This window comes from Chryseobacterium sp. SSA4.19 (assembly GCF_022601875.1).
GTDB lineage: Bacteria > Bacteroidota > Bacteroidia > Flavobacteriales > Weeksellaceae > Chryseobacterium.
Genome location: NZ_JAKVIP010000025.1, coordinates 17,759 through 39,447 on the forward strand (window position 1 = coordinate 17,759; position 21,689 = coordinate 39,447).

A 21,689-nucleotide genomic window follows, 5' to 3' on the forward strand; every position below is an offset into this window, starting at 1 on the left:
TTAGAAATTTCTGAAGGCCTCTCTTTATCTTTACATTCTGTTTACGGTTTTTATTCCCAAGAGATGCAATGATTTTTTTATGGTTTTAGCCGTTAAATCCGTTAAGTTTAACCGTGCCTGTTTTACATTTTCATCTTCAAGTTTTAAAATCTGATTGCTCTGGTAAAATGAATTGTACGATTTAACCAGGTCATAAAGATAGTTGGCCACTAAAGCAGGACTTAACAGTTCCGCAGCTTTTTCAACAATACCCTTATAATTGGAAAGCAACATAATCAATTCTTTCTCCTGGGTATTGAAATTAATTTTTTCCACTGCCTTATATTGATAATTGGCCTTATTCAATAAAGATTGTGTTCTGGCATAGGTATAAAGGATAAAGGGTCCTGTATTACCATTAAAGTCAATACTCTCCGCTGGGTTAAACAGCATTTTTTTCTTAGGATCCACTTTCAGCATGAAATACTTTAAAGCAGCCTGCCCAATAATTTCATAAGAGATTTCCTTTTCTTCTTCCGAAAGACTTTCAAGCTTGCCAAGTTCCTGGGTCTTTACTTTGGCTGTTTCATGCATTTCCTGCATCAGGTCATCAGCATCCACTACAGTTCCTTCACGGGATTTCATTTTACCATTCGGAAGTTCCACCATCCCGTAAGACAAGTGGTATAGCTGGTCAGCCCAAGCATATCCCAATTTAGCTAAAATTTTAAACAGAACCTGGAAATGGTAATCCTGTTCATTTCCAACCGTATAAATTAGCTTCTTGATATCATTCTGTTTGAAACGCTCAACAGCTGTTCCCAAATCCTGGGTCATGTATACCGAAGTTCCGTCTGAACGCAGTAATAGTTTCTGATCTAATCCTTCGTCTGTCAGATCACACCATACCGACCCGTCCTCTTTCTGGTATAAAATTCCTTTATCCAATCCTTCCTGGATCAGGTCCTTTCCTAAAATATAAGTATTGCTTTCATACTGAACCTGATCAAAATCCACTCCTAATCTGTCATAGGTTTCGTTAAAACCTTTATACACCCAGGCATTCATTTCGCTCCAAAGGTTTCTTACTTTTTCATCCCCGTTTTCCCAATCCAGTAACATCTTCTGAGCTTCTTTCATCAAAGGCGCTTCTTTTTTCGCCTGTTCTTCATCAATTCCCTGATTTACCAGTTCAGCAATTTCTTTTTTATATTCCTGATCGAATTTTACGTAATAATTGCCTACGAATTTATCACCTTTTGTTCCTGTTACATGCAGAGTTTCTCCCTTCCCGAATTTTTCCCAAGCCAGCATGGATTTGCAGATATGGATCCCACGGTCATTAATAATCTGTGTTTTAATAACATCGTATCCTGCCTCCTTAAGAATTTCGGCCACAGAAAATCCCAATAAATTATTTCTGATATGCCCCAGGTGAAGAGGCTTATTGGTATTGGGCGAAGAATACTCGATCATAACCGTAGCATTTTTTTTAGCAATGGTATCAAAATCATCTGCTACAGAACTGAAGTTATCTATGAAAAACTGATTTTTAACTTTAACATTCAAAAACCCTTTTACAACATTAAAGCTTTCAAGCAATTCAGTCTGCTCGGTTAAAGCCTGTCCCAATTCCGTTCCGATCGTTTCCGGGTTTTTCTTCAACTGCTTGACCAACGGGAACGTAACAACAGTGAAATCTCCTTCAAATTCCGTTTTATTTTCCTGAACCTCCAGGCTAATGTCTTTAAGCTGATACACATTAAGAATCACCTCCGACAGCTTTTCTTCTATTATATTTTTGATATTCATTATCTGTTATTTATAAGAGCGTAATGATCTTTTTATTTAAAAATTCGAAATACAAATATACGGAAATAAAAAAACCGCCCGAAGGCGGAATAAATATGAATGAAATTAATTAATATGTTTTTATTTTTAGAATTTATCCCAGAAGAGTTTTGTTGTTAATTTGTCTCCACCTATAGAAGAACTTGCGGCTGAATAATTATTCCCATTTGTTGTAGCCTCTGAAGAAGGGTAAGTCAGCCTAACTGGTACTTTTCCTTCTGCATTATTAATTGCTGTTGATGGAGCAATCAATTGAGGAAAATCCAACCTTCTATAAAAATTCCAAGCTGCTTTTGGCTGATTAAACATAGCAACCCATGCTTGTTCTCCTACTGATTTTTTCCAATTTGCAGAATTATAAGGATGCGCAGCAATATATGCAGCAGCATCACCAGAAAGACCCCAATCTGTAAAAGATGACGTAACAGCTTGACTATATAATGCAGTAGGATTACCTCCTATACCCCATCTGGCTGCTGCTTCTGTTAAATAAAATAGTACTTCTGTATAACTCATAACAGTACCTGGAGTCGTTGGATCATATGCAAATTCTCCTAGAGGAGAGAATTCTGCGAATTCAGCAGGAGCACCTATTATTTGACCGATATAGGATCCATTTACATCACCATAATATTTAGTAATTCGGGTATCATTGGTGTTGTTCATAAAATCAATTAATGTTTTACCCGCAACAAAATCATCTCTACTACTTATATCTTGATAAATCGGATTGTCATTAGGGGAAGATTCTAAATATTTAAATTCGCAATTATCATCTGAAGATGTCATCACCCCGCCTGTAATCGCATCAGAGACAGCACTTTGGGCAAGGCTAGGATTTACATCAGCTAAAGCTATACCCAGCTTTAATAATAATGAGTTTCCAAATTTTCCCCATTTAGCATTATCACCATTAAAATATATATCACCTCCTCTTAGAATGGTTCCAGATTGAGATAAATTTGCCAGATCTATTTTTAATCTCGCAATTAATGAAGAATATATATCAGAGGCTTTATCGTATTTTGGTAATGGATATGCATCAATATCTAAAGATTGTGTATAAGGTATATCACCAAATGTGTCCACTAATACTTGATATGTAAATACTTTCATCATATCTATTACAGCAAGTTTATTCGCTTTTTCAACAGGCCAAGTGGCCAATTCAGATGGAGTAGGAGAATATGCCTCAGTTATCTTTCTTGCTTGATCAAGATTCTTTAATACATTAACATAATTATCCTGCCAAACTGAATTTGAAACATTTCTATTTGCAAAATCGTAATTGCTTTCATTTACATAAATTGTTTCCTGCGTATACTGCATTGTCAGTCTGAAATTATTCTCATTAACATTTAAAGTAGTAAGATAATCACTCAGCTCTTTCTGAGAATAGGTCACCAATGATTCTGCAGTTGTATTATAGGTAGCATGGGGATCTAAATTTATATCGTCACTAGTAGAACAACCTATAAGTGAAAGAACAAAAACTGATGTTATTATATATTTTTTCATTATTTAAAAATTAACTTTTACATTGAACGAAATATTTCTTGTTGTCGGCATAACTCCAGATTGGTAGCCTTGTAGATTACCAGATGACAGACCTGCTTCTGGATCAGCATATGGTAAATTTTTATGAATAATCCATAGATTATTTCCTATTAAACTCAATGATAATCCTTGTATATATTTAGAATTTAATACTTCTTTAGTAAATCTGTACGTAATAGAGGCTTCTCTTAATTTAACAAAACTTGCATCATATACATAAGCCGCACCTGGATAATCAGTTCCTAGAACCTGACTGGATTGAGACCTGTCTAGTCTAATAGTATTGGTAACATACGCACCATTCTGTAACATTACACCTGGTAAAACCTCACCACCTCCGTTTGCTAGAGTATTTCGAATTGGGTTCCCTAAATCATTAATACCTACTGAATTTGCATAAACTCCTGTACCATATCCGTAAAATTGATCCAATGAATATACCTTACCTCCTTCCCTCCAATCAATTAAAAAGCTTACTGATAAATTTTTATAATTAATCGTATTGCTTAATCCTGCAAACCATTTAGCCTGAAAACTGCCTTGATTGGATGTAGCTTGTGGAGTTGATAAATACATTCCATTGGGACCAACGATTTTGTTTCCATTAGAATCATATACATAATCTGTTGTCCATATTGAGCCATAATCTCCATTTAAAGGAGCATTGATGCTAACACCACCTTGTAAAGGGGTTGCACCGCTCATAGTTATATTTTCTATACCTGGTGCTAGAGCTGTAACTTTAGTCCAAGGATTTGACCAATTTAAATTAATATCCCAGGAAAAATTATTTGACTTAAAGGGAGTACCATTAACAGAAACTTCAAAACCATTCGTTGTAAGTTCTCCTGTATTCTGAATTTTAGCAATAGAACCCGATGACAAAGATATAGGTAATGCCAAAATCTGATCAAAAGCCTTGTTTTGGAACCATGCCACATCAAATCCAAAACGATTTTTAAACATTTTTGTTTCTATACCAAATTCCATATTTTTAAGATTTTGCGATCTTAAATCAAAGTTTTTTAATGTCGTATTATAAGCATAAATAGGAATATCGCCATAAGATGGCTGCACAAAATACCTGTTTAATAATTGATCAGCATTTGTGTCTGATCCAACTTCGGCATATGCAGCGCGTACTTTACCAAAGCTCAGCCAATTTGCTTTTATAAGATTAGAAAATACGACACTTGCAGATAATGAGGGATACCAATAAACAGCATTTGTTTCCGGAAGTGCTGTGGATTGATCTCTTCTATAAGTTCCTTCTAAAAAATAAGTATTCTTATATCCTAATGAAACCTGAGCAAACGCACCCCATATATTTTTAGAGAGATCAGATATAAGCGGCCTTACTGGAGATGACTTAGAATTGGCTATTGTATATAGCCCCGGTATATATAATCCTCCTGAAGTGGATTGCTGATTAGAATATGATTTTTGAACATTTATATTTCCACCAACTAATGCATTAATATTAAAATCTTCAGTTATATTCTTTTTATAAGTTGCTATAAAATCATAATTTGTTTCAGAAAATTTATATGTACTTGTAGCATAGCCCGATGGCTGATTTGTATTACCATTCAATCCAAAACTATTTCCTGTATATGATCCCACAGCTTTTCTTTCTTCGGTAATCATAGTATAGCCATCTGTTCCTGCCCTGAATAACAAGTTAAACTCTTTAGAAACATCATAATTCAAACTAAAATTACCAGCAAATCTATCCCTAGAATCATTTTGATAATTTTCATAACGTTGAAAATAAGGATTATCCCAAAAAGCAGGTGTTAGGTTAGTTGGGCTCACCATATTCCAAGTATAATTTTGTTTTGACATTTCATAGAGCTGTTGAAGCTGTTTTAAATCAGTATTGTTTGCCCACCATTGTCTGAAATTAGTCATAATATTATCATTATAACCTGTTGTATTTCTACCTGTCGTTTTCTGCGTAACATAGTTTGCATAAAGATTGGCAGTTAATTTATCAGTCAATTTATATGAAGCATTACCACTAAAGTTATTTTTTATTAGCTCACTGTTAGGTAAAATATCTGTTGCTTTAGTATTAGCATAGCCAAAACGATAAGTTGACTTATCATTTCCTCCACTAAAAGATATATTATTGACATAATTAGTTCCTGTATCAAAGAAAGTGATAGGGCCATTTTTAGCTGCCTGCCAAGGTGTTTTTTGTCCAAAAGTTGACGATCCAGGAATAAATGCTCCATATTGCCATACCATTGAACCGTCATATGCAGAACCATAGGAAGCATCATTTCCGAATGCTACTCTCGGGCTGCCTTGATATGGAGTTGCACTAAAGCTGGTACCATAATACCCTTGTCCATATTGAGTTTGATATTCCGGAAATGTTGATTTATCTATTGTAGACATAGTAAGAGATGTAGAAAATTCTATTCCTATCTCATCTTTATTCTTTTTACCTCTTTTGGTAGTAATGATAATGGCACCGTTTTGTGCTCTTGATCCATACAAGGCTGTTGCTGCAGCTCCTTTTAGAACATTGATTGTTTCAATATCATTAGGATTAATATCCGACACGGAACTTCCATAATCGCTACCTCCCCTACCTGTTGTCTGATTAACTGTATTAATATTTTTATTCATTATTGGCACCCCATCAATAACGAAAAGAGCTTGATTATCACCCAGCAATGACTTATATCCTCTTGTGACAACATTCACTGAACCACCAAAATTTGAACTTTGTTTTATCTCTAAGCCTGCTACTTTACCAGAGAGGTTATTCAAAAAGTTAGCAGTTGGATTTTTATTTACTGCATCTCCTTTTACTTCTTGAGTTGCATAGCCTAGAGATTTTTTCTCCCTTTTAATACCTAGTGCGGTTACTACTACTCCTTCGATGTCCTGAGTTTTTACTGTATCACTCTTTATTTGTTGAGCATTGGTTACAGCCAAAGATGAGGATAGTACTAAGACAAGTACACCTGCCGTAATTTTCTTCATATTAATTGATTTTGTTGTAACAAAGGTGTTAAACTTTGCCAAAATAACAAAACAATTAACATAAAAATTAACAATTAATCAATTATAAAGATAAATCCCCCAATAAAATTTAATAAATTATGTTAATAAATTAAATTTTAACAAAAAAATCACATTAAGATGAAAAAATATTAATTAAATTAAAATTTTTATAAGAATAATCTATAATTAATTTTTAAAGATAAAAAAACATCTACTATATGTGATATACAGTTGATTAACTATTAAGATTTCTCAATATTATCGTTAATAAAAAAATACAAGTAATGCATTGCATATATTTTTTTATTTAAAAAGTAAAATTTTAACACTTACAGCATGTTTAAAGTAAGATTTTGTCTAAACTTTTAATTTTGCACAAACAAGATAAAAAGTTAGATCATGTAGATTTATTTTTGTCTGTTATTATTCCTTCTTATTTTAAAAGGATTAATATCGTATATTACTGACAAAATTTTAAAATAGGAAATAAAAAAACCGCCCGAAGGCGGTCTAGTGTTAAAATTCACTTAGCAAAATTAGTTTTGATTCCAGAATGGAGTATACTGATTTTTAACAAACAACTGAGCCGAAGTAATATTCGGAACATTCTCACTATTTGCAGAAAATTCTGTTATAGGGTACATTAAACGGTATGGCTTATTAGCAACACTTGCACCAACAGGCATTGGAGTAGCCGGATAACCCGTTCTTAAGAAATCAAGGAAAGATTCTATTGGAGATACGTTAGCCAACGCCAACCATTTTTGAGTCATAATCGACTCTAAAATTTGTGTATTGCTACCTGTCCAACCTAAACCTTCCCTTGTTGCAATCTGTGTTTTATAAGTTGCCATATTTGCACCTAACCAAACGCCTGAAGCATCTATACCCTCTTCAAATCTAGCAGATCCCCCGGAGAACAAAGAAGGATAACGTAACGCAGCTTCGGCTTGTAAAAATTTAGCTTCAGCCAATGACATAATCATACCACCCCTTGCATTTCCAGCACTGATAAGCTGAGCATTAGAAGTCACTGTTGTAGAACCAGCAAATGTCCCCGTACCAAATTTAGAAACGGTAGTAACATCTAAAGGAGCTCCAGGATCCCCAGAACTTGCACCCTGTCTCACTCCTTTCACTTGAGGAAAACCTTGATAGTTAATAGCAGTAAATAATCTAGTACTTCTTGGATCTGTAATATTATTAAATTTAGTATAAATCGGATTAGAAGAATATGGCTGTACGCTTCCGAATCTATTACCATTAAGTGCTAATGCAATATGTTCTGATGCAGTTATTTGATTGTAAGCTTGTGGAATTAGTGCTGTAGCACTAATTCTATAAGCTGCTAAAAAAGGATTCATTTTTTCAGCTGTCGCATTAGAATATCCAGGATTAACAACCACATTTTGAGTAATGTATGCCGCTGTAGAACTAGGTAAAGTTGCTAATTTAGCATCTCTGAATGTAGCCATATCGCCAGTTACATTAGACATTCTTAAAAGCATTCTTAATTTAATGGTATTGGCAAACGCTTTCCAGTTCGTCATGTTACCTCCAAAAATAACATCAGTACCGCCAGGACTTATAGCGTCTATATTACCTGCATTAATAAGAGCTATACCATTATCAATATCATTGATTAAAGCCTTATAGATCTCTTTATCGTCATCGTACTTAGGTTTAGTATTTAATCCTCTTCCGAAAGCATCAGAATATGGGGCATCACCATATAAATCAACAATATACTGCATATAAAAAGCTTTCAAAATTTTTGCCATTGCGACATAATAATCCTGCTTGTGATCAGCATTTGGGTACTCCTCAATTAATTTAAGGTTAGCAGATTGGAAGTAGATGGTAGACCAAATACCGGAATAGAAAGATGCGTCTACTGTGGATAAATTAAATTCTCTACTAAAAAAACCTGAAAAGGCATACACATTGGATCCCCAATTGTTTGCCATTAAACTTCCATAATGCATCATCGAACCATCACCAGCAGTCTGAATTCTGTGAATTTCGCTAGCTGCGCCAGGAAAAACAAAAGCAGGTGTTATATCTTCAATATGAGCTGCATTAGGATTTTCATTGATATCTAAGTATTGATTACAAGACACTGCACCTAAAGACAGAGCGAGTAGTAAAATCGTATTTTTTATTGTTTTCATTTTTGTAAATTTTTAAAAGGTTGCATTAAAACTAAACCCGAACGTTCTTGTTGTAGGATATTGGCCAGTAAAAGCGATTCCTAATGCATTTGGTCCCCCTGTACCTAATGCTTGCCCAGGAGTTCTATCAATCGAGCCAGAATTACTGGTAGTTTCCGGATCTGCATAGTTTCTATTTGATTTAGCATACCAAATAAACGGATTTCTAGCATAGACTCCAAAAGTAACACTATTGACAAAAGTATCTCTCAAAATAGATTTTGGCAATGTATAGCTAAGAGCAATCTCTCTTATTTTAAGAGCACTACCGTCGACAACAAAATTCTCACCCACAGCACCATATGGACCATTAGCAAAATAATTATTTACCCCTTTATAATCTCCTACTACCGGTGTTGTGTTCGCTACGTATTGCCCACCCACTAACTGAACTGAGTTTGGAACAACATAACCCTGAGATCGGTCAAATGAAGCCGTTTCTTCCAATGCACCAGCAGCAGCCAAAGTCCTTTTTGTTAATGCTACAAAACTATTACCTGTTCTGTAATCTGCAGTCCCCGACAAAGTAAAGCCTTTATATCTAATTGAGGTACTAAATCCTAAAATATAATCTGGAGTAACCTTACCTAATACTTGTTGCCCTGATTTTACCAAAGGATTACCATCAGTACCAACAACAATTCTTCCCTCTGGATCTCTTTCATAAGCAGACCCCATAATTAAAGGAAACTGCTCTCCTACTTTTGCATAAACTCCCACATTTGGAGTAGCATAAGCTAATAAATTTACTACACCAGAAGGATCATCCAAGGCAGTTACTTCTGACCTATAAGTAGAATATGATCCGCTAACTCTCCATTCAAAATCTTTTGACCTAAAAGGTACGAGTTCTAAGTCTAATTCGTATCCTTTATTAGTCATATCTCCCACGTTAGCTAATAGAGTACTTATCCCTGCAGCTGATGATGTTGTCTTTCTTGTGATAAGATCATCAACATCCGTTTTGAAAAACGCTGCCCCTAATGAAATTCTGTCTTTAAAAAATCCTAACTGTACAGAAGCCTCTTTAGAATAACTAAATTCTGGAGTAATATTAGGGTCTACGGGGTTCCTATTAATAGCAAATGAAGCTACATTAAAAGGGAAACCAACTGGTATTAAGCCGGTAACTTCGTCTATACCATAGGTCCCAATTGCTGAGGAATTACCCACTTTGGTGTAACCTGCCGTAATTTTCGCATAGTTCAGTACAGAATTATTTTTAAGAAATTCGAATGCTTTTGTAGGGATAAAAGACAATCCGAAAGAATAATAAGGCTGTCCGCTTATTGAAAATTCACCAGTACCGGTATCTCTTTTTGCTGTACCAGAACTTTGCTCATATCTAAAAGTACTATTAAAATATAAATAATCTTTATATGATAAGTCTAAATTTGCAAAACCCGCTACCGATCTTCTTCTTGACTGTGTATTAGCTAAATTTCTGGTAGCGTCTAAGGTTAACACATTATTAATATGATAAAAACCAGGAATTTGCAAGTTTGAACCTCCTTGTGTAACAACAGAACTGCTTAAATCTGTATTATTGAAACCAAGGTTTAATTTCATATTGATATCATTAGTTAAATCATAATCAAAATTAACCATCAAATCTCCATAATAATCAAGTCTCTTACCAATACTTTTATAATAATTAGAATTAACAGGTGTTGCAGCAAAAGTTACTGAACCATTACCTCCATCAAATATCGTACCTGGTGCTTTCCAAAATTCATCGTATTTAAATCCATTATTATGACTTTCACCTAATGTAGATTCTGTTATAACATTCGCTAAATATGAAACACTAATATTTTTATTGATCTCATAAATAGCCTTAATATTCCCTGTAAAATTGGTGCGTTTATTGTCATATCTTGAATTAGCAATCGTCCAATAAGGGTTTTCAATATAAGGACTCCATCCTCCCATAATTCCCGAATTTGCAAATTGTCTAACATCTACATTGGTAGGAGTGTTTAATAGATCACTGTACAGGTTAGAATCCGTCTCAGAAGTATTTTGATCAATTAAATTAAAGGTAGCTTCTACTCTAAAATCCCCAAGCTTTTTACCACCCTTGAATAAGATATTATTTCTTATTAATCGGTCTCTGTCTACAACAAAATCGTTCTGAGTTCTGTTAACTGATAAAAACGCATAAGAATCTCTGCCCCCAACGTTCATCGACAGACCATTCTGAAACAAAACTCCGGTTTTAAAGAAATTTTTAAGATGATTATCAATTGGAGAAAATGCCCCGGTCTTAAAAGAACCGTCAGCCTGAGGTAAACCGACTATAACGTTCTGTCCTCCAATAGATTCACTGTACGCAGGTCCCCAATTACTATTTTCATACGGTACCCAATTCGTTCCATTATAATCTGTAGTGTCATAAGTAGGATCATCTGGCCAACCTTGACCATATGTTTTTTGATAAATAGGAAGCTTATAAACAGTAGAAAAATCAATATTAGAGGTAAGTGTAAAAGTAATTTTTTCTGAATTAGTTCCTTTTTTTGTCGTAACTATAAGAACACCATTATTCCCTTTTTCTCCATATAAGGCAGACCCTTGCTGTCCTTTCAGGACATTAACACTTTCAATAATCTCTGGCGGTAATTGCTGAAATATCGTTGCTGTAGAGATAGCGCCATCTATTACTACCAAGGCACTATTATCTCCGGTAATCGATCTCTGTCCACGCAAATTAATTGTTGCCTGAGAATTCACCGTACTATTGGGGATATTAATTTGTAAACCAGAAACCTTCCCTGTCAATGCCTGCACTGCATTAGGATTTCCTGCAACAGTAAGCTGCTCTGTCTTAACCACTGCATTATTACCTGTAAAGGCATCATTTTTTTTCTTTAAACCTAATGCTCCCGTAACAACAACCTCTCGGATATTCTGAGTTCTCAGTGTGTCCTGTGCACTTACCATTGCGAAAGTAGAGGTAAGAACCACAGCTAACACACTTGTAGTTAATTTCTTCATATTTAAATTGATTATTTTTTTATTATCTGCAAATATGTAAAACTTTCTTAAAGTGACCAAATATTTTGTTAAAAATATTTAATTTTGTATGTTTTTGTATTTTAAGACGTAACATAATTATGGATTTGTTAAAAAAATGGTCAGTTTTTTACGTTGAAGCCGGATGCGATGAGGTAGGTAGGGGTTGCTTATGTGGCCCTGTGGTGGCAGCTGCAGTGATCCTTGATGAAAATTTTAACCAAAATTTAGTTAATGATTCTAAAAAATTAAATTTTAAAACCAGATTGAGTCTTGATCAGTATATAAAAGATCATGTTAAAGATTATGCTATCGCTGAACTATCACCCGATTTTATTGATCGGCACAATATCCTAAATGCCAGCATTCATGCTATGCACAATGCCCTTGACAAATTAACCATACGCCCTGAACTGATTCTGGTAGACGGCAACAAATTCCATCCTTATAATTATATTCCTCACGAATGTATTGTTAAAGGGGATTCAAAACTTCTTTCCATTGCCGCTGCTTCAATATTGGCAAAAAACTACAGGGACCGGCTAATGATTGAACTTCACGATGAGCATCCGGAATACGGATGGGACACGAACTTTGGATATGCTACAAAAAAACACCAGCAAGCTTTGATAGAATTTGGACCTACAAAATACCACCGGCAGTCTTTCAGGTTAAAATATGATTAACCGACAGAAGAAAGGAAACCGATTTATTAGATACCTTATTATATATACAATCAAAAACGGGAAGCAAAATTGCTTCCCGTTTGTCTATTATCATTAATGATTATTTTTTCTTTTTCTGCTGCTCCTGATATCTCTGCTGCTCCTGAGCTTTTTCCATCATTTCTCTCATACGCTTTTGGAATTTGCCTTCAGATTTCGGCTTTTCCTTATTGGCCTGAATCTGGGCATGAATTTTCTTTTCATCCAGAATTACATATTTAATGACTAAAATAATTAAAATGTTAATGGCATTCGATACAAAATAGTACCAGGATAATCCAGATGCGGAAGTATTCAAGAAAAACAAGAATGTAATCGGGAAAATATACATCAGCACTTTCATATTAGGCATTCCTTCCTGCTGCGGCTGCTGCATGTTTCCGGAAGTCATGATGGTATAGATTAAAATTACAATGGTACATGCAATGGCAAAAACACTTAAATGATCTCCCAGAAAAGGAACTTTAAAAGGTAATTTGATCAGATCATCATAAGCCGTCAGATCTTTTGCAAACCAGAAGCCCTGACCTCTTAAATCAATAAAATTAGGGAAGAAGCGGAACAAGGCATAGAAAATAGGAATCTGCACCAATGCCGGTAAGCACCCTGCCATTTGGTTGACGCCGGCTTTCCTATAAATTTCCATGGTCGCCTGCTGCTTTTTCATCGCATCTGCATCTTTTAATTTCGCATTCGCTTCATCAATTTCAGGACGGATGACTCTCATCATGGCACTCAATTTATGCTGTTTATACATAATCGGTGACAGAATCAATTTAACAATAATGGTCATTAAGAAAATGACCCAACCTGCAGTTATTCCCCACCCTGCAATGATATTATACATGGGCATAAAGAAATAACGGTTCATTCCTCCGATGAAAGCCCATCCTAACGGAAGAATTTCGTCAAAGTTTTTATCGTAAGATTTTAGTAAGGGCAAATCCAATGGCATAAAGTACCAGGTAAAATCCTGATTCAGTTCACCTGCGGTCATCTGAATAAACCCTTCATAATTCAGTTTCTTAAGATACTCTCCCTCTTCAACATTTTCCTGATTTCCCTTACTCTGGGTAAAGCCGGTTTTAGATTCTATTACTGAGGCAAAAAACTGTTGTTTTACTCCGATCCAGTTAAGCGTCTCTTTTTCTTCTTCCATCGTTGTTCTTCCGTCATACTCATAATCTTTATAATTATTGAAAGCATATGAGAACTCTGAGTGGGATTGCTCCTGTGCTCTCCCTTTTTCAAGATTTCTGACACTGTAATCCCAGATGAAATCCGCCTTATTATCTGAGGTAATGTTTGCAAGCCCCTGTGTTCTCACTTTAAAATCTACCGCATACTGGTCTTTCAACTCTGCTTTCGGGTTATTATTCAGGGTGTAAACGAACTGAATTGTTGCGCCATTGTAACTGGCCGTTAAAGTAGCAACATTTCCGTTAACAACCGGAGAAAAAACCAGATCTTTGGTATTGATTATTTTGCCTGTTTTATCTTTAAACTGAAAACCATAGTTGGAATTACTTTTAGTGATCAGTAGAAGAGGAAGATCTGCCTTATCCGTTTTATGATCATATGCTTTGTACTCCGCAAGCTCCACTTTGGAAACCTGCCCTCCTAAGCTGGCGAACTCAATGTTCAGCTGTTTGTTAGAAAGATTCGCGGTCTGGATCGCATTTGGAGTTACGTTTGGATTGATATTGCTGGCCTGAGTTTGTTTTACAGGGTTTTTTGCCTGTTCAGTTTTCTGTTGCTGAGCTTTTACCTCTTCTTCTTTTGACTGCTTGTTCTGGAAATAAAACATGAAACCAAAAAGAACCAAACATAAAACCGCAAAACTAATCATTTGACTTTTATCGAGTCCGTTGTTCTGTTGCATTTTATCTTAATTAAATTTTTACTATTGAAACTGTATTGCAAAAGCCATACATTTTGAGTCGACAAAAATACTGTTTTTTTATCAAAACTCTATTGTATAATCGATTACTATATAATAAACTCAGGCTGATAAAAGTCAACCTGAGTTTATTTATGACGTTTGTAATTTTTAAATTACCTTATTTACTTCTTTTCACATGCTTTAATGAAAGCCCTGAATAAAGGATGCGGCGTCGCTACCGTACTTTTATATTCCGGGTGATACTGCACGCCCACGTAGAACGGATGATCAGGCATCTCCAATGCTTCTACCAAACCGGTTTCCGGATTGGTCCCGGTTGCCAGGAAACCGTTCTTTTCAAATTCACTGATATAATCACTGTTGAATTCATATCTGTGACGATGTCTTTCTGAAATATGTTTGCTTCCGTAAATATCGCTTAGTCTGGAACCGTTTTTTACAGCACACTTCCAGGCGCCAAGACGCATAGTCCCTCCTTTATCCACTACATTTTTCTGCTCTTCCATTAATGAAATTACGGGATGCTCCGTAGATGTATCGAATTCCATAGAGTTGGCTTTTGAATATCCTAAAACATTTCTGGCAAATTCAATAGTCATAATCTGCATGCCCAGGCAGATCCCCAACATCGGCACTTTATTTTCTCTTGCGTATTGGGCGGTAAGAACTTTCCCTTCAATTCCCCTGTCACCAAAGCCGGGAGCGATAAGAATACCGCTTACACCTGCAAGGGTTTCTTTGATGTTTTCATTGGTCAGATCACCACTGTATACCCATCTGATCTTCACTTCAGTTTCAAGGTCGGCACCTGCATGCTTAAAAGCTTCAGCAATGGAAATATAAGAATCCTGAAGAGAAATATATTTCCCTACCAATGCTATTTCTACTGTTCTTTTCGGATTCTGGAACTTCTTAAGAAATGTTTTCCAGTCTTTAAGGTCAGCTTCTTTATCACTCTTAAGATCCAGCTCCTTCAAAACCACATCGTCAAAGTTTTGCTTTTGAAGATACATAGGAACTTCATAGATCGTTTCCAAATCTTTACATTCAATAACATTATCCAAAGGAACATTACAGAACTGAGCCAGTTTTGCGCGTTGGTCCTTCGGAATTTTATGTTCCGTTCTGCAGACCAAAACATCAGCCATGATTCCACTTTCCATCAGTTGACGGACAGAATGCTGGGAAGGTTTTGTCTTCAATTCCCCGCTTGAAGCCAGATAAGGCAATAAAGTAAGGTGAATGACCATAGAATTGCTTTCCCCTAATTCCCATTTCAGCTGACGAACCGTTTCGATATAAGGCAAAGATTCAATATCTCCTACCGTTCCACCGATCTCAGTAATGATGATATCGTAATTCTGCTTTGATAAAATTTTAATTCTACGCTTGATTTCATTGGTAATATGAGGAATTACCTGAACTGTTTTCCCAAGGAAATCTCCTTTCCTTTCTTTTTCAATAACCGTCTGATAGATTTTCCCTGTAGTAACGTTATTGTTTTGGGAAGTGGGAGCATCAAGATAACGCTCATAATGACCTAAATCCAGATCTGTTTCCGCACCATCTTCAGTTACATAACATTCTCCATGTTCATAAGGATTCAGTGTTCCCGGATCGATATTAATATAAGGATCTAATTTTTGGATTGTTACGTTAAAGCCGCGTGATTTTAGCAGAAGTCCCAGAGAAGCAGAAACGATTCCTTTCCCCAAAGATGAAGTTACACCTCCTGTCACAAAGATGTACTTTGTATTCTTTTTACTCATTAGATTAGGTTTGTGCAAAGTTATGGGAAAAAGAAATACAAAGCAATTTCATTTCAATTTTAAATTTCTAACAATGGTTTTAATTAAATATATGACCTGAACTCTTCAAACTCAACAGCTAAAAACAGAAAAGGTTTCCAAAATATTGAAAACCTTTTTCTAAACTACATTATAGATGGAAATTCTTCTATTGCTTAACCAACTCAAAATACAAACTGACATCAACATCTTTAGCTACGCCTGCACCGGTAGGATCATATTTGATATTGTAATCCAGACGGTTTACTTTAAATGCAGCCTGGAAACCCATTACCTCTTTCCCTTGCTGGTTTTTTGCAATACCGCCAAAAGTTACAGGAACAGTGATTTCTTTGGTCACATCTTTAATGGTAAGCTTTCCTTTTAAAGTATACATATTGTTTTTATCCTTTATCAGCGAACCAGACTTAAAAGTCATTGTTTGAAATTTTTCGCTGTCAAAGAAATCGGCACTGTTCAGATGTTTATCCCTCATTTCAACACCTGTATTGATGGAATTAGCATAAACCACAAAAGAAAGTTGAGCATTATCAAGAGTATTGGCCTTCGTTACAGCTTTCCCTTCAAATTTATCGAATCTACCCTGCACAAAACTGATGCCCATGTGCTTAACATTAAAGTTCACGGAAGAATGCATAGGATCTGCCTTCCAGACCGTCTGCGCAAAACCAATAACACTTAAAAGAGCAAATACAAAAGTTAAGATTGTTTTTTTCATTATCTATTTTTTAAATTAATTTTAAAACAAAGATATGTTGATTAGGATAGCTCAACCTTGATCTATGGTAGTTTTTCAACTTTAGATAAAATTGTTTTTGAATAGATTAAATCAAATAAAAACATAATGAGAAAAACTACAAATGAATTTATATAAATAAGAATTTCTAAAAGATTTTCATTAGTAGCATCTGAAAAATATAAAAATGGATTATTCCCTGAAATTATAAAAAAAGCCAAATAAATCACTTCAAATAAAGCTGCAATTCTTACTATTGAATGATAACTCTTTTTGAAAATCAGTACTGTCAACCATCCTATTGCCGTAATTATTGAACAAAAAATCAGAATTAATATAGAGAACATCCCATAACTCCCACCAGGTAACTTCAAAAACTTTACAGTCCATTCTGCACATTGAGCATTTAAAAGACTCATTGCTACAAAAACCACCAGACTTTTCAGTAAAATATTTTTCATCCCTGAAAATTAATTAAAATTCGAAAGAAAAATTCAAAAAAAATTTTGAACTTCGCAATATGGCAAAATTAAGAACAGCATATTTCTGTCAGAATTGCGGAACCCAGTATTCCCAATGGATGGGGCAATGCAAAAACTGTGGAGAGTGGAACACTTTGGTGGAAGAAGTGGTGGAAAAGCCCTCTTCAAAAACACCGCCGTTTTCAAAATCCAAACAGCATGTCATCAATATTGTTGAAGTGGAGACCAGCGAAGAACCGAGAATTAAAACCCCTTCTGAAGAGTTGAACAGAGTTTTGGGAGGTGGGATTGTTTTAGGCTCCGTTACTTTAATCGGTGGAGAACCGGGAATTGGGAAATCCACTTTACTTCTTCAGCTGGCTCTTAAAATGAAGAAAAAAATATTCTATGTTTCGGGAGAAGAAAGTGCATCACAAATTAAAATGAGAGCCGACAGATTAACGGATATTCAAAATCCCAACTGTTTCCTTTTTACGGAAACCTCTTTGGAAAAAATTCTCCATGAAGCTAAAAAGCTGGAACCGGATTTTGTTATTATTGATTCCATACAAACTTTGCAATCCCAACTGATTGAAAGCTCGCCCGGAACGGTTTCCCAGATCAGGGAATGCTCCAATGAAATCATTAAATATGCCAAAGAAAATAATGTTCCCGTTTTCCTGGTAGGGCACATTACCAAAGACGGACAGATCGCCGGTCCGAAAGTACTGGAGCACATGGTAGATGTCGTATTGAATTTCGACGGTGACAGGAATCACCTTTTCCGGTTGTTAAGGGCTAATAAAAACCGTTTCGGATCTACTTCTGAGATCGGAATTTACGAAATGGTTTCCCAAGGGTTAAAAGAAATTAAAAATCCTTCTGAAATTCTCATTACCAAAAAGTTTGAAGAACTTTCCGGGAATTCGGTAGCCGTGACACTGGAAGGCAACCGGCCGATGCTATTGGAAATCCAGGCGCTGGTAAGTACTGCGGTGTACGGAACTCCGCAGAGAAGCTCGACAGGTTTTGATGCCAAACGGTTAAATATGCTTCTTGCCGTTCTTGAAAAAAGAGCCGGTTTCCAGCTGGGTGCAAAAGACGTTTTCTTAAATATTACCGGAGGGATAAAAACCGATGATCCGGCTTTGGATCTGGCTGTTGTAGCTTCCATTCTTTCCTCCAATGAAGATATGGCGATTTCCGAACATTATTGTTTCGCAGGGGAAATCGGACTAAGCGGGGAAATCCGTCCCATCGCTCAGGCTGAACAGCGGATTACCGAAGCTGAAAAATTAGGCTATGAGAAAATTTTTATTTCTAATTTAAATAAACTGCCAAAGAAAAAATACGGGATCAAAATTGAAGAAGTAAGCAAAATTGAAGATTTTCACGAAAGACTTTTTTAATTAAACACAAAGACACCATATTAATCGTGAAAAAAAATATTCTTAATTATTACAATACTCTCGCAGAAACGTATGATCAAAATCGGTTCGCTAATTCATATGGACAATATATTGATCGGCAGGAAAGAACTTTTTTAACGGATTTCTTTAAGGATAAAAAATACTCAAGAGTTCTGGATTTGGGATGTGGCACAGGGAGACTGTTAAATTTTGCAACCCACGGGACGGATTTCAGTGAAGCTATGCTAACTATTGCTAAAGAAAAACATCCTGAAAAAATTATAGCAAAAGGGGAAATTTCAGCGATTCCTTTCAAGGATGAATTCGGCTGTATTTTTTGTTTTCATGTTATTATGCATCAGGATATAGAAGAAACAAGATCTTTTTTAAATGAATGTTATCAGAAATTAGAAGCAAACGGAATTTTAATTTTCGATTACCCGACAAGAGGAAGACGTAAAATAATTTCGCCTCAGGAAGACTGGCACGCTAACAACAGTTTTACAGCTGAAGAAATTTCAAAGCTTACCAAAAACCGGTTTGCAGTAAAAAATACAACAGGAATATTGTTGTTTCCAATTCACAGGTGTCCCAGAGGTTTGAGAAAATATCTTTTACCACTGGATATTTTGCTGTGTAAAACTTTTCTTAAAAATTGGGCATCCTATCATATTGCCGTTTTAGAAAAAATATGAGACAGCGAATAAAAAATCTCATCCCTTATCGCTGTAAGCTGCAATTCAAATTATTACAGCGGTATTTTGAAAAAAAGAAAAATCAATATGTTTATTCAAAGAATTACATCTCAGAAGATATCGGTGACTATAAATTAGAGCTGAATCAGGTGATCAGAAAAGGCGAATTTTATGAAAATAAAGTTCATAATTTAAAAATAGTTGGAGATAAAATAAACAATTTAATAATCGGACCTGATGAAGTTTTCTCCTTTTGGGAGTTAATAGGAAAGCCCAATAAGAAGAATCATTTTAAAGAGGGAAGAAATTTAATTAACACTCGTATTTCGAGTGATTTCGGTGGCGGAATCTGCCAGTTTTCCTCGATTTTATATTTTATGGCCCTGCAATCCGGACTGAGAATTCTTGAAAGGTTCTCACATTCGATGGACATCTATAAAGAACATGAACGTTTTACACCGTTAGGCTCAGACTGCACCGTTGTGTACGGCTATAAAGATCTGCAGATCCAGAATCCGTTTTCATTTCCCGTTCAGTTGAAATGCTCCATAGATGATGAAAGACTTTCCCTGAATCTTATTTCTCCAAATAAACTTGACTTAAACATCATTGATTTCAGAAGGTCTGAAACTGAAAAAGGAGTCTGGGTAGAGACATTCAGCAATAATAAATTTTTGTTTAAAAATTTTTATATTCGTTTATGAATTACCTGGCCCATTCCTTTCTCACATTTACCGACGGGCAGATTGTCGGCCAGTTCCTGGAAGATTTTATCCGGAACAGGGACCGGTTTTCGTTCCCGAAAGAGATTCAGGACGGAATTACGCTACACCGGGCGATTGATACGTTTACGGACGCTCATCCGGCCATTCATGAAGCGAAAAAGGTTTTCGCGCCTTTAGTAAGATTGTATGCAGGAGCTTTTGTGGATGTTTCGATGGATTATTTTGTAGCCAACGATCTGACTTTACATTCCTTAAAAGATTGGAAAAACCATTCTGTAAAAGTCTATCAGGTTTTGAATAAAAATTACGAATACCTACCTGAAAATTTCAGAAGAATGCTGGAAAAAATGGAAGAAGGTGACTGGCTGTACAACTACCGGTACGAAAAAAATATCGGATACAGCATGCGGAATGTGCTCAACAAAGCTAAATATTTAAACACGGATATTCCCGTTCATGAAGCCTTTTTAAAAAATAAGAATTTCCTTCAGGAATGTTATGATGATTTTTTTCCCGATCTGCTGGAACACGCAAAAGGAATCAATGCCCTATTGCAGCTGGAAAACTGATTCAGAATTGCTGAAACAGATACCGGTTCGGATAGGTCAGCTTTTCACTTTTCCGTTCGCCGTTCACGATAATATGGACGATATTGATCTGATCATCAAATAAGTTATACAGGAAACTCACGGCGGCTTCTACTTTTTTAGGTCCTTCGATCTTTTCCGATTCAAGATAGATGTTGACGGACTCATGATCTTCCTCGTAACCTACATAATTTACGTTCAGAAATTTGTTATTGGCTTTGAGCTTGAAATATTCGGAAGTGTAGTTTTTCAGGGATTCGTTGAGCTGGGCTTTGAATTTCGGATCATTAAAGTGCAGGGATTTTCCGTATTTGGTATTTAGGCCGTTTTCCAGATCATCCAGAAAAAAACGTCCAGTGATTTCAAAAGTCTTTGATTTCTGATTGTAATTGATTTCCACCGATCCTACATGATAAGGGTGCTTGCTTCCGGTAAAAGAGAAAAAAACAAATAAAACAGGAAAAAAGAAAAGGAGTTTTTTCATGACAACAAATCTAGGAGTTTTTGCGGGTCCTGCCGCATATCAAAGAAGAGAAGGACTTTGATCAGATTGTCGTTTTCTTTTCTGAAGAACATCCGTACGTGCTTTTTACCGATTAAAACACTTTTAGTTTTACGGGATGAATTTTCAAATTGCAGATATTTTCCGTTTTCCAGATCTTCGGTAATTCTTTTAACATCATAAAGAAAAACAGTAACTTCACGTCTGGTCCATACTTTACTGAGAAACTCAATGTTTTCTGCTAATGTCTGTCTGGCTATTTCTGAAAATTCAACCTGCATATTTCTTCATCGATAAATTTAAAGAAATCTTTTTTGGAAATCATATCTTCATCTTTCAGAGATTCACCATACGCTTCGATTTTATCAAAAACATGTGCCGGCAGACCTTCTATGGTTTCGTAATCGCTTTTCACAATCCTTACGCCTTCCAGTCTTTCCAGAAGTTCTTTGATAAATGAATAATGTTCTTTATCGATTTCTATAGTCAGATTCATCACTTCAATTTT

At 35.6% G+C, this 21,689-nt stretch carries 17 protein-coding genes; 5 read left to right on the forward strand and 12 right to left on the reverse strand.

What is annotated here, in order from left to right:
* Positions 1 to 30: 30 nt before the first annotated feature.
* The 5 genes from argS to MKJ01_RS15400 all read right to left on the reverse strand — a co-directional run bounded on the left by argS (position 31) and on the right by MKJ01_RS15400 (position 11,612).
* Entirely contained in the window at positions 31 to 1,791 is a 1,761-nt protein-coding gene (gene argS / locus MKJ01_RS15380) for an arginine--tRNA ligase (RefSeq protein ID WP_241614986.1), read from the reverse strand.
* Positions 1,792 to 1,917: 126 nt separating this feature from the next.
* The gene (locus tag MKJ01_RS15385; RefSeq protein WP_241614987.1) at positions 1,918 to 3,348 is read right to left on the reverse strand and encodes a SusD/RagB family nutrient-binding outer membrane lipoprotein; all 1,431 of its coding nucleotides are present in this window, start codon (positions 3,346 to 3,348) and stop codon (positions 1,918 to 1,920) included.
* Positions 3,349 to 3,351: 3 nt separating this feature from the next.
* Entirely contained in the window at positions 3,352 to 6,384 is a 3,033-nt protein-coding gene (locus MKJ01_RS15390) for a SusC/RagA family TonB-linked outer membrane protein (RefSeq protein WP_241614988.1), read from the reverse strand.
* Between the two features lie 557 nt (positions 6,385 to 6,941).
* Positions 6,942 to 8,576, reverse strand: a complete 1,635-nt coding sequence (locus MKJ01_RS15395) for a SusD/RagB family nutrient-binding outer membrane lipoprotein (RefSeq protein WP_241614989.1) — start codon at positions 8,574 to 8,576, stop codon at positions 6,942 to 6,944.
* Between the two features lie 12 nt (positions 8,577 to 8,588).
* Positions 8,589 to 11,612, reverse strand: coding sequence for a SusC/RagA family TonB-linked outer membrane protein (locus tag MKJ01_RS15400; RefSeq protein ID WP_241614990.1), 3,024 nt, complete (start codon positions 11,610 to 11,612; stop codon positions 8,589 to 8,591).
* A 119-nt stretch (positions 11,613 to 11,731) separates the two neighbouring features.
* Here MKJ01_RS15400 and MKJ01_RS15405 point away from each other — a divergent pair, with 119 nt between their 5' ends.
* Positions 11,732 to 12,316, forward strand: coding sequence for a ribonuclease HII (locus MKJ01_RS15405; protein ID WP_241614991.1), 585 nt, complete (start codon positions 11,732 to 11,734; stop codon positions 12,314 to 12,316).
* A 100-nt stretch (positions 12,317 to 12,416) separates the two neighbouring features.
* On the opposite strand, the gene yidC is transcribed toward MKJ01_RS15405, so the two are convergent.
* The 4 genes from yidC to MKJ01_RS15425 form a co-directional block, all read right to left on the reverse strand.
* Complete coding sequence (gene yidC / locus MKJ01_RS15410) at positions 12,417 to 14,237, reverse strand: membrane protein insertase YidC (protein ID WP_241614992.1); 1,821 nt, start codon at positions 14,235 to 14,237, stop codon at positions 12,417 to 12,419.
* A 182-nt stretch (positions 14,238 to 14,419) separates the two neighbouring features.
* A complete protein-coding gene (locus tag MKJ01_RS15415) occupies positions 14,420 to 16,027 on the reverse strand; it encodes a CTP synthase (protein ID WP_241614993.1) in 1,608 nt (535 codons plus the stop codon).
* A 187-nt stretch (positions 16,028 to 16,214) separates the two neighbouring features.
* Entirely contained in the window at positions 16,215 to 16,784 is a 570-nt protein-coding gene (locus MKJ01_RS15420) for a YceI family protein (protein ID WP_241614994.1), read from the reverse strand.
* 62 nt (positions 16,785 to 16,846) lie between these two features.
* Entirely contained in the window at positions 16,847 to 17,263 is a 417-nt protein-coding gene (locus tag MKJ01_RS15425) for a hypothetical protein (RefSeq protein WP_241614995.1), read from the reverse strand.
* A gap of 59 nt (positions 17,264 to 17,322) precedes the next feature.
* Between MKJ01_RS15425 and radA the strand changes: the two genes are divergently transcribed.
* From radA to MKJ01_RS15445, 4 genes are read left to right on the forward strand one after another with little or no spacing between them, the layout of a single operon-like run.
* Positions 17,323 to 18,672: a DNA repair protein RadA gene (gene radA / locus MKJ01_RS15430; RefSeq protein ID WP_241614996.1), complete on the forward strand. Its 1,350-nt coding sequence runs from the start codon at positions 17,323 to 17,325 to the stop codon at positions 18,670 to 18,672.
* Positions 18,673 to 18,698: 26 nt separating this feature from the next.
* On the forward strand, positions 18,699 to 19,367 hold the full coding sequence (locus tag MKJ01_RS15435; protein WP_241614997.1) for a class I SAM-dependent methyltransferase: 669 nt from the start codon (positions 18,699 to 18,701) through the stop codon (positions 19,365 to 19,367).
* Positions 19,364 to 20,071, forward strand: coding sequence for a VanW family protein (locus MKJ01_RS15440; protein WP_241614998.1), 708 nt, complete (start codon positions 19,364 to 19,366; stop codon positions 20,069 to 20,071). Before MKJ01_RS15435 ends, MKJ01_RS15440 begins: the two co-directional genes overlap by 4 nt.
* Positions 20,068 to 20,661 carry an ACP phosphodiesterase gene (locus MKJ01_RS15445; protein ID WP_241614999.1) on the forward strand — a complete coding sequence of 198 codons (594 nt, stop codon included), beginning with the start codon at positions 20,068 to 20,070 and terminating at the stop codon, positions 20,659 to 20,661. Before MKJ01_RS15440 ends, MKJ01_RS15445 begins: the two co-directional genes overlap by 4 nt.
* 1 nt (position 20,662) lies before the next feature.
* On the opposite strand, the gene MKJ01_RS15450 is transcribed toward MKJ01_RS15445, so the two are convergent.
* The 3 genes from MKJ01_RS15450 to MKJ01_RS15460 are packed head-to-tail and all read right to left on the reverse strand — an operon-like array spanning position 20,663 to position 21,677.
* Positions 20,663 to 21,163 carry a DUF6702 family protein gene (locus tag MKJ01_RS15450; protein WP_241615000.1) on the reverse strand — a complete coding sequence of 167 codons (501 nt, stop codon included), beginning with the start codon at positions 21,161 to 21,163 and terminating at the stop codon, positions 20,663 to 20,665.
* Entirely contained in the window at positions 21,160 to 21,462 is a 303-nt protein-coding gene (locus MKJ01_RS15455) for a hypothetical protein (RefSeq protein ID WP_241615001.1), read from the reverse strand. Before MKJ01_RS15455 ends, MKJ01_RS15450 begins: the two co-directional genes overlap by 4 nt.
* Complete coding sequence (locus tag MKJ01_RS15460) at positions 21,438 to 21,677, reverse strand: hypothetical protein (protein WP_241615002.1); 240 nt, start codon at positions 21,675 to 21,677, stop codon at positions 21,438 to 21,440. Before MKJ01_RS15460 ends, MKJ01_RS15455 begins: the two co-directional genes overlap by 25 nt.
* Positions 21,678 to 21,689: the final 12 nt, after the last annotated feature.

Excerpts from the sequence above, each read along its gene's own strand:
- argS (WP_241614986.1), bottom strand. The coding sequence starts at position 1,791 with ATGAATATCAAAAATATAATAGAAGAAAAGCTGTCGGAGGTGATTCTT.
- MKJ01_RS15385 (WP_241614987.1), bottom strand. The coding sequence starts at position 3,348 with ATGAAAAAATATATAATAACATCAGTTTTTGTTCTTTCACTTATAGGT.
- MKJ01_RS15390 (WP_241614988.1), bottom strand. The coding sequence starts at position 6,384 with ATGAAGAAAATTACGGCAGGTGTACTTGTCTTAGTACTATCCTCATCT.
- MKJ01_RS15395 (WP_241614989.1), bottom strand. The coding sequence starts at position 8,576 with ATGAAAACAATAAAAAATACGATTTTACTACTCGCTCTGTCTTTAGGT.
- MKJ01_RS15400 (WP_241614990.1), bottom strand. The coding sequence starts at position 11,612 with ATGAAGAAATTAACTACAAGTGTGTTAGCTGTGGTTCTTACCTCTACT.
- MKJ01_RS15405 (WP_241614991.1), top strand. The coding sequence starts at position 11,732 with ATGGATTTGTTAAAAAAATGGTCAGTTTTTTACGTTGAAGCCGGATGC.
- yidC (WP_241614992.1), bottom strand. The coding sequence starts at position 14,237 with ATGCAACAGAACAACGGACTCGATAAAAGTCAAATGATTAGTTTTGCG.
- MKJ01_RS15415 (WP_241614993.1), bottom strand. The coding sequence starts at position 16,027 with ATGAGTAAAAAGAATACAAAGTACATCTTTGTGACAGGAGGTGTAACT.
- MKJ01_RS15420 (WP_241614994.1), bottom strand. The coding sequence starts at position 16,784 with ATGAAAAAAACAATCTTAACTTTTGTATTTGCTCTTTTAAGTGTTATT.
- MKJ01_RS15425 (WP_241614995.1), bottom strand. The coding sequence starts at position 17,263 with ATGAAAAATATTTTACTGAAAAGTCTGGTGGTTTTTGTAGCAATGAGT.
- radA (WP_241614996.1), top strand. The coding sequence starts at position 17,323 with ATGGCAAAATTAAGAACAGCATATTTCTGTCAGAATTGCGGAACCCAG.
- MKJ01_RS15440 (WP_241614998.1), top strand. The coding sequence starts at position 19,364 with ATGAGACAGCGAATAAAAAATCTCATCCCTTATCGCTGTAAGCTGCAA.
- MKJ01_RS15445 (WP_241614999.1), top strand. The coding sequence starts at position 20,068 with ATGAATTACCTGGCCCATTCCTTTCTCACATTTACCGACGGGCAGATT.
- MKJ01_RS15450 (WP_241615000.1), bottom strand. The coding sequence starts at position 21,163 with ATGAAAAAACTCCTTTTCTTTTTTCCTGTTTTATTTGTTTTTTTCTCT.
- MKJ01_RS15455 (WP_241615001.1), bottom strand. The coding sequence starts at position 21,462 with ATGCAGGTTGAATTTTCAGAAATAGCCAGACAGACATTAGCAGAAAAC.
- MKJ01_RS15460 (WP_241615002.1), bottom strand. The coding sequence starts at position 21,677 with ATGAATCTGACTATAGAAATCGATAAAGAACATTATTCATTTATCAAA.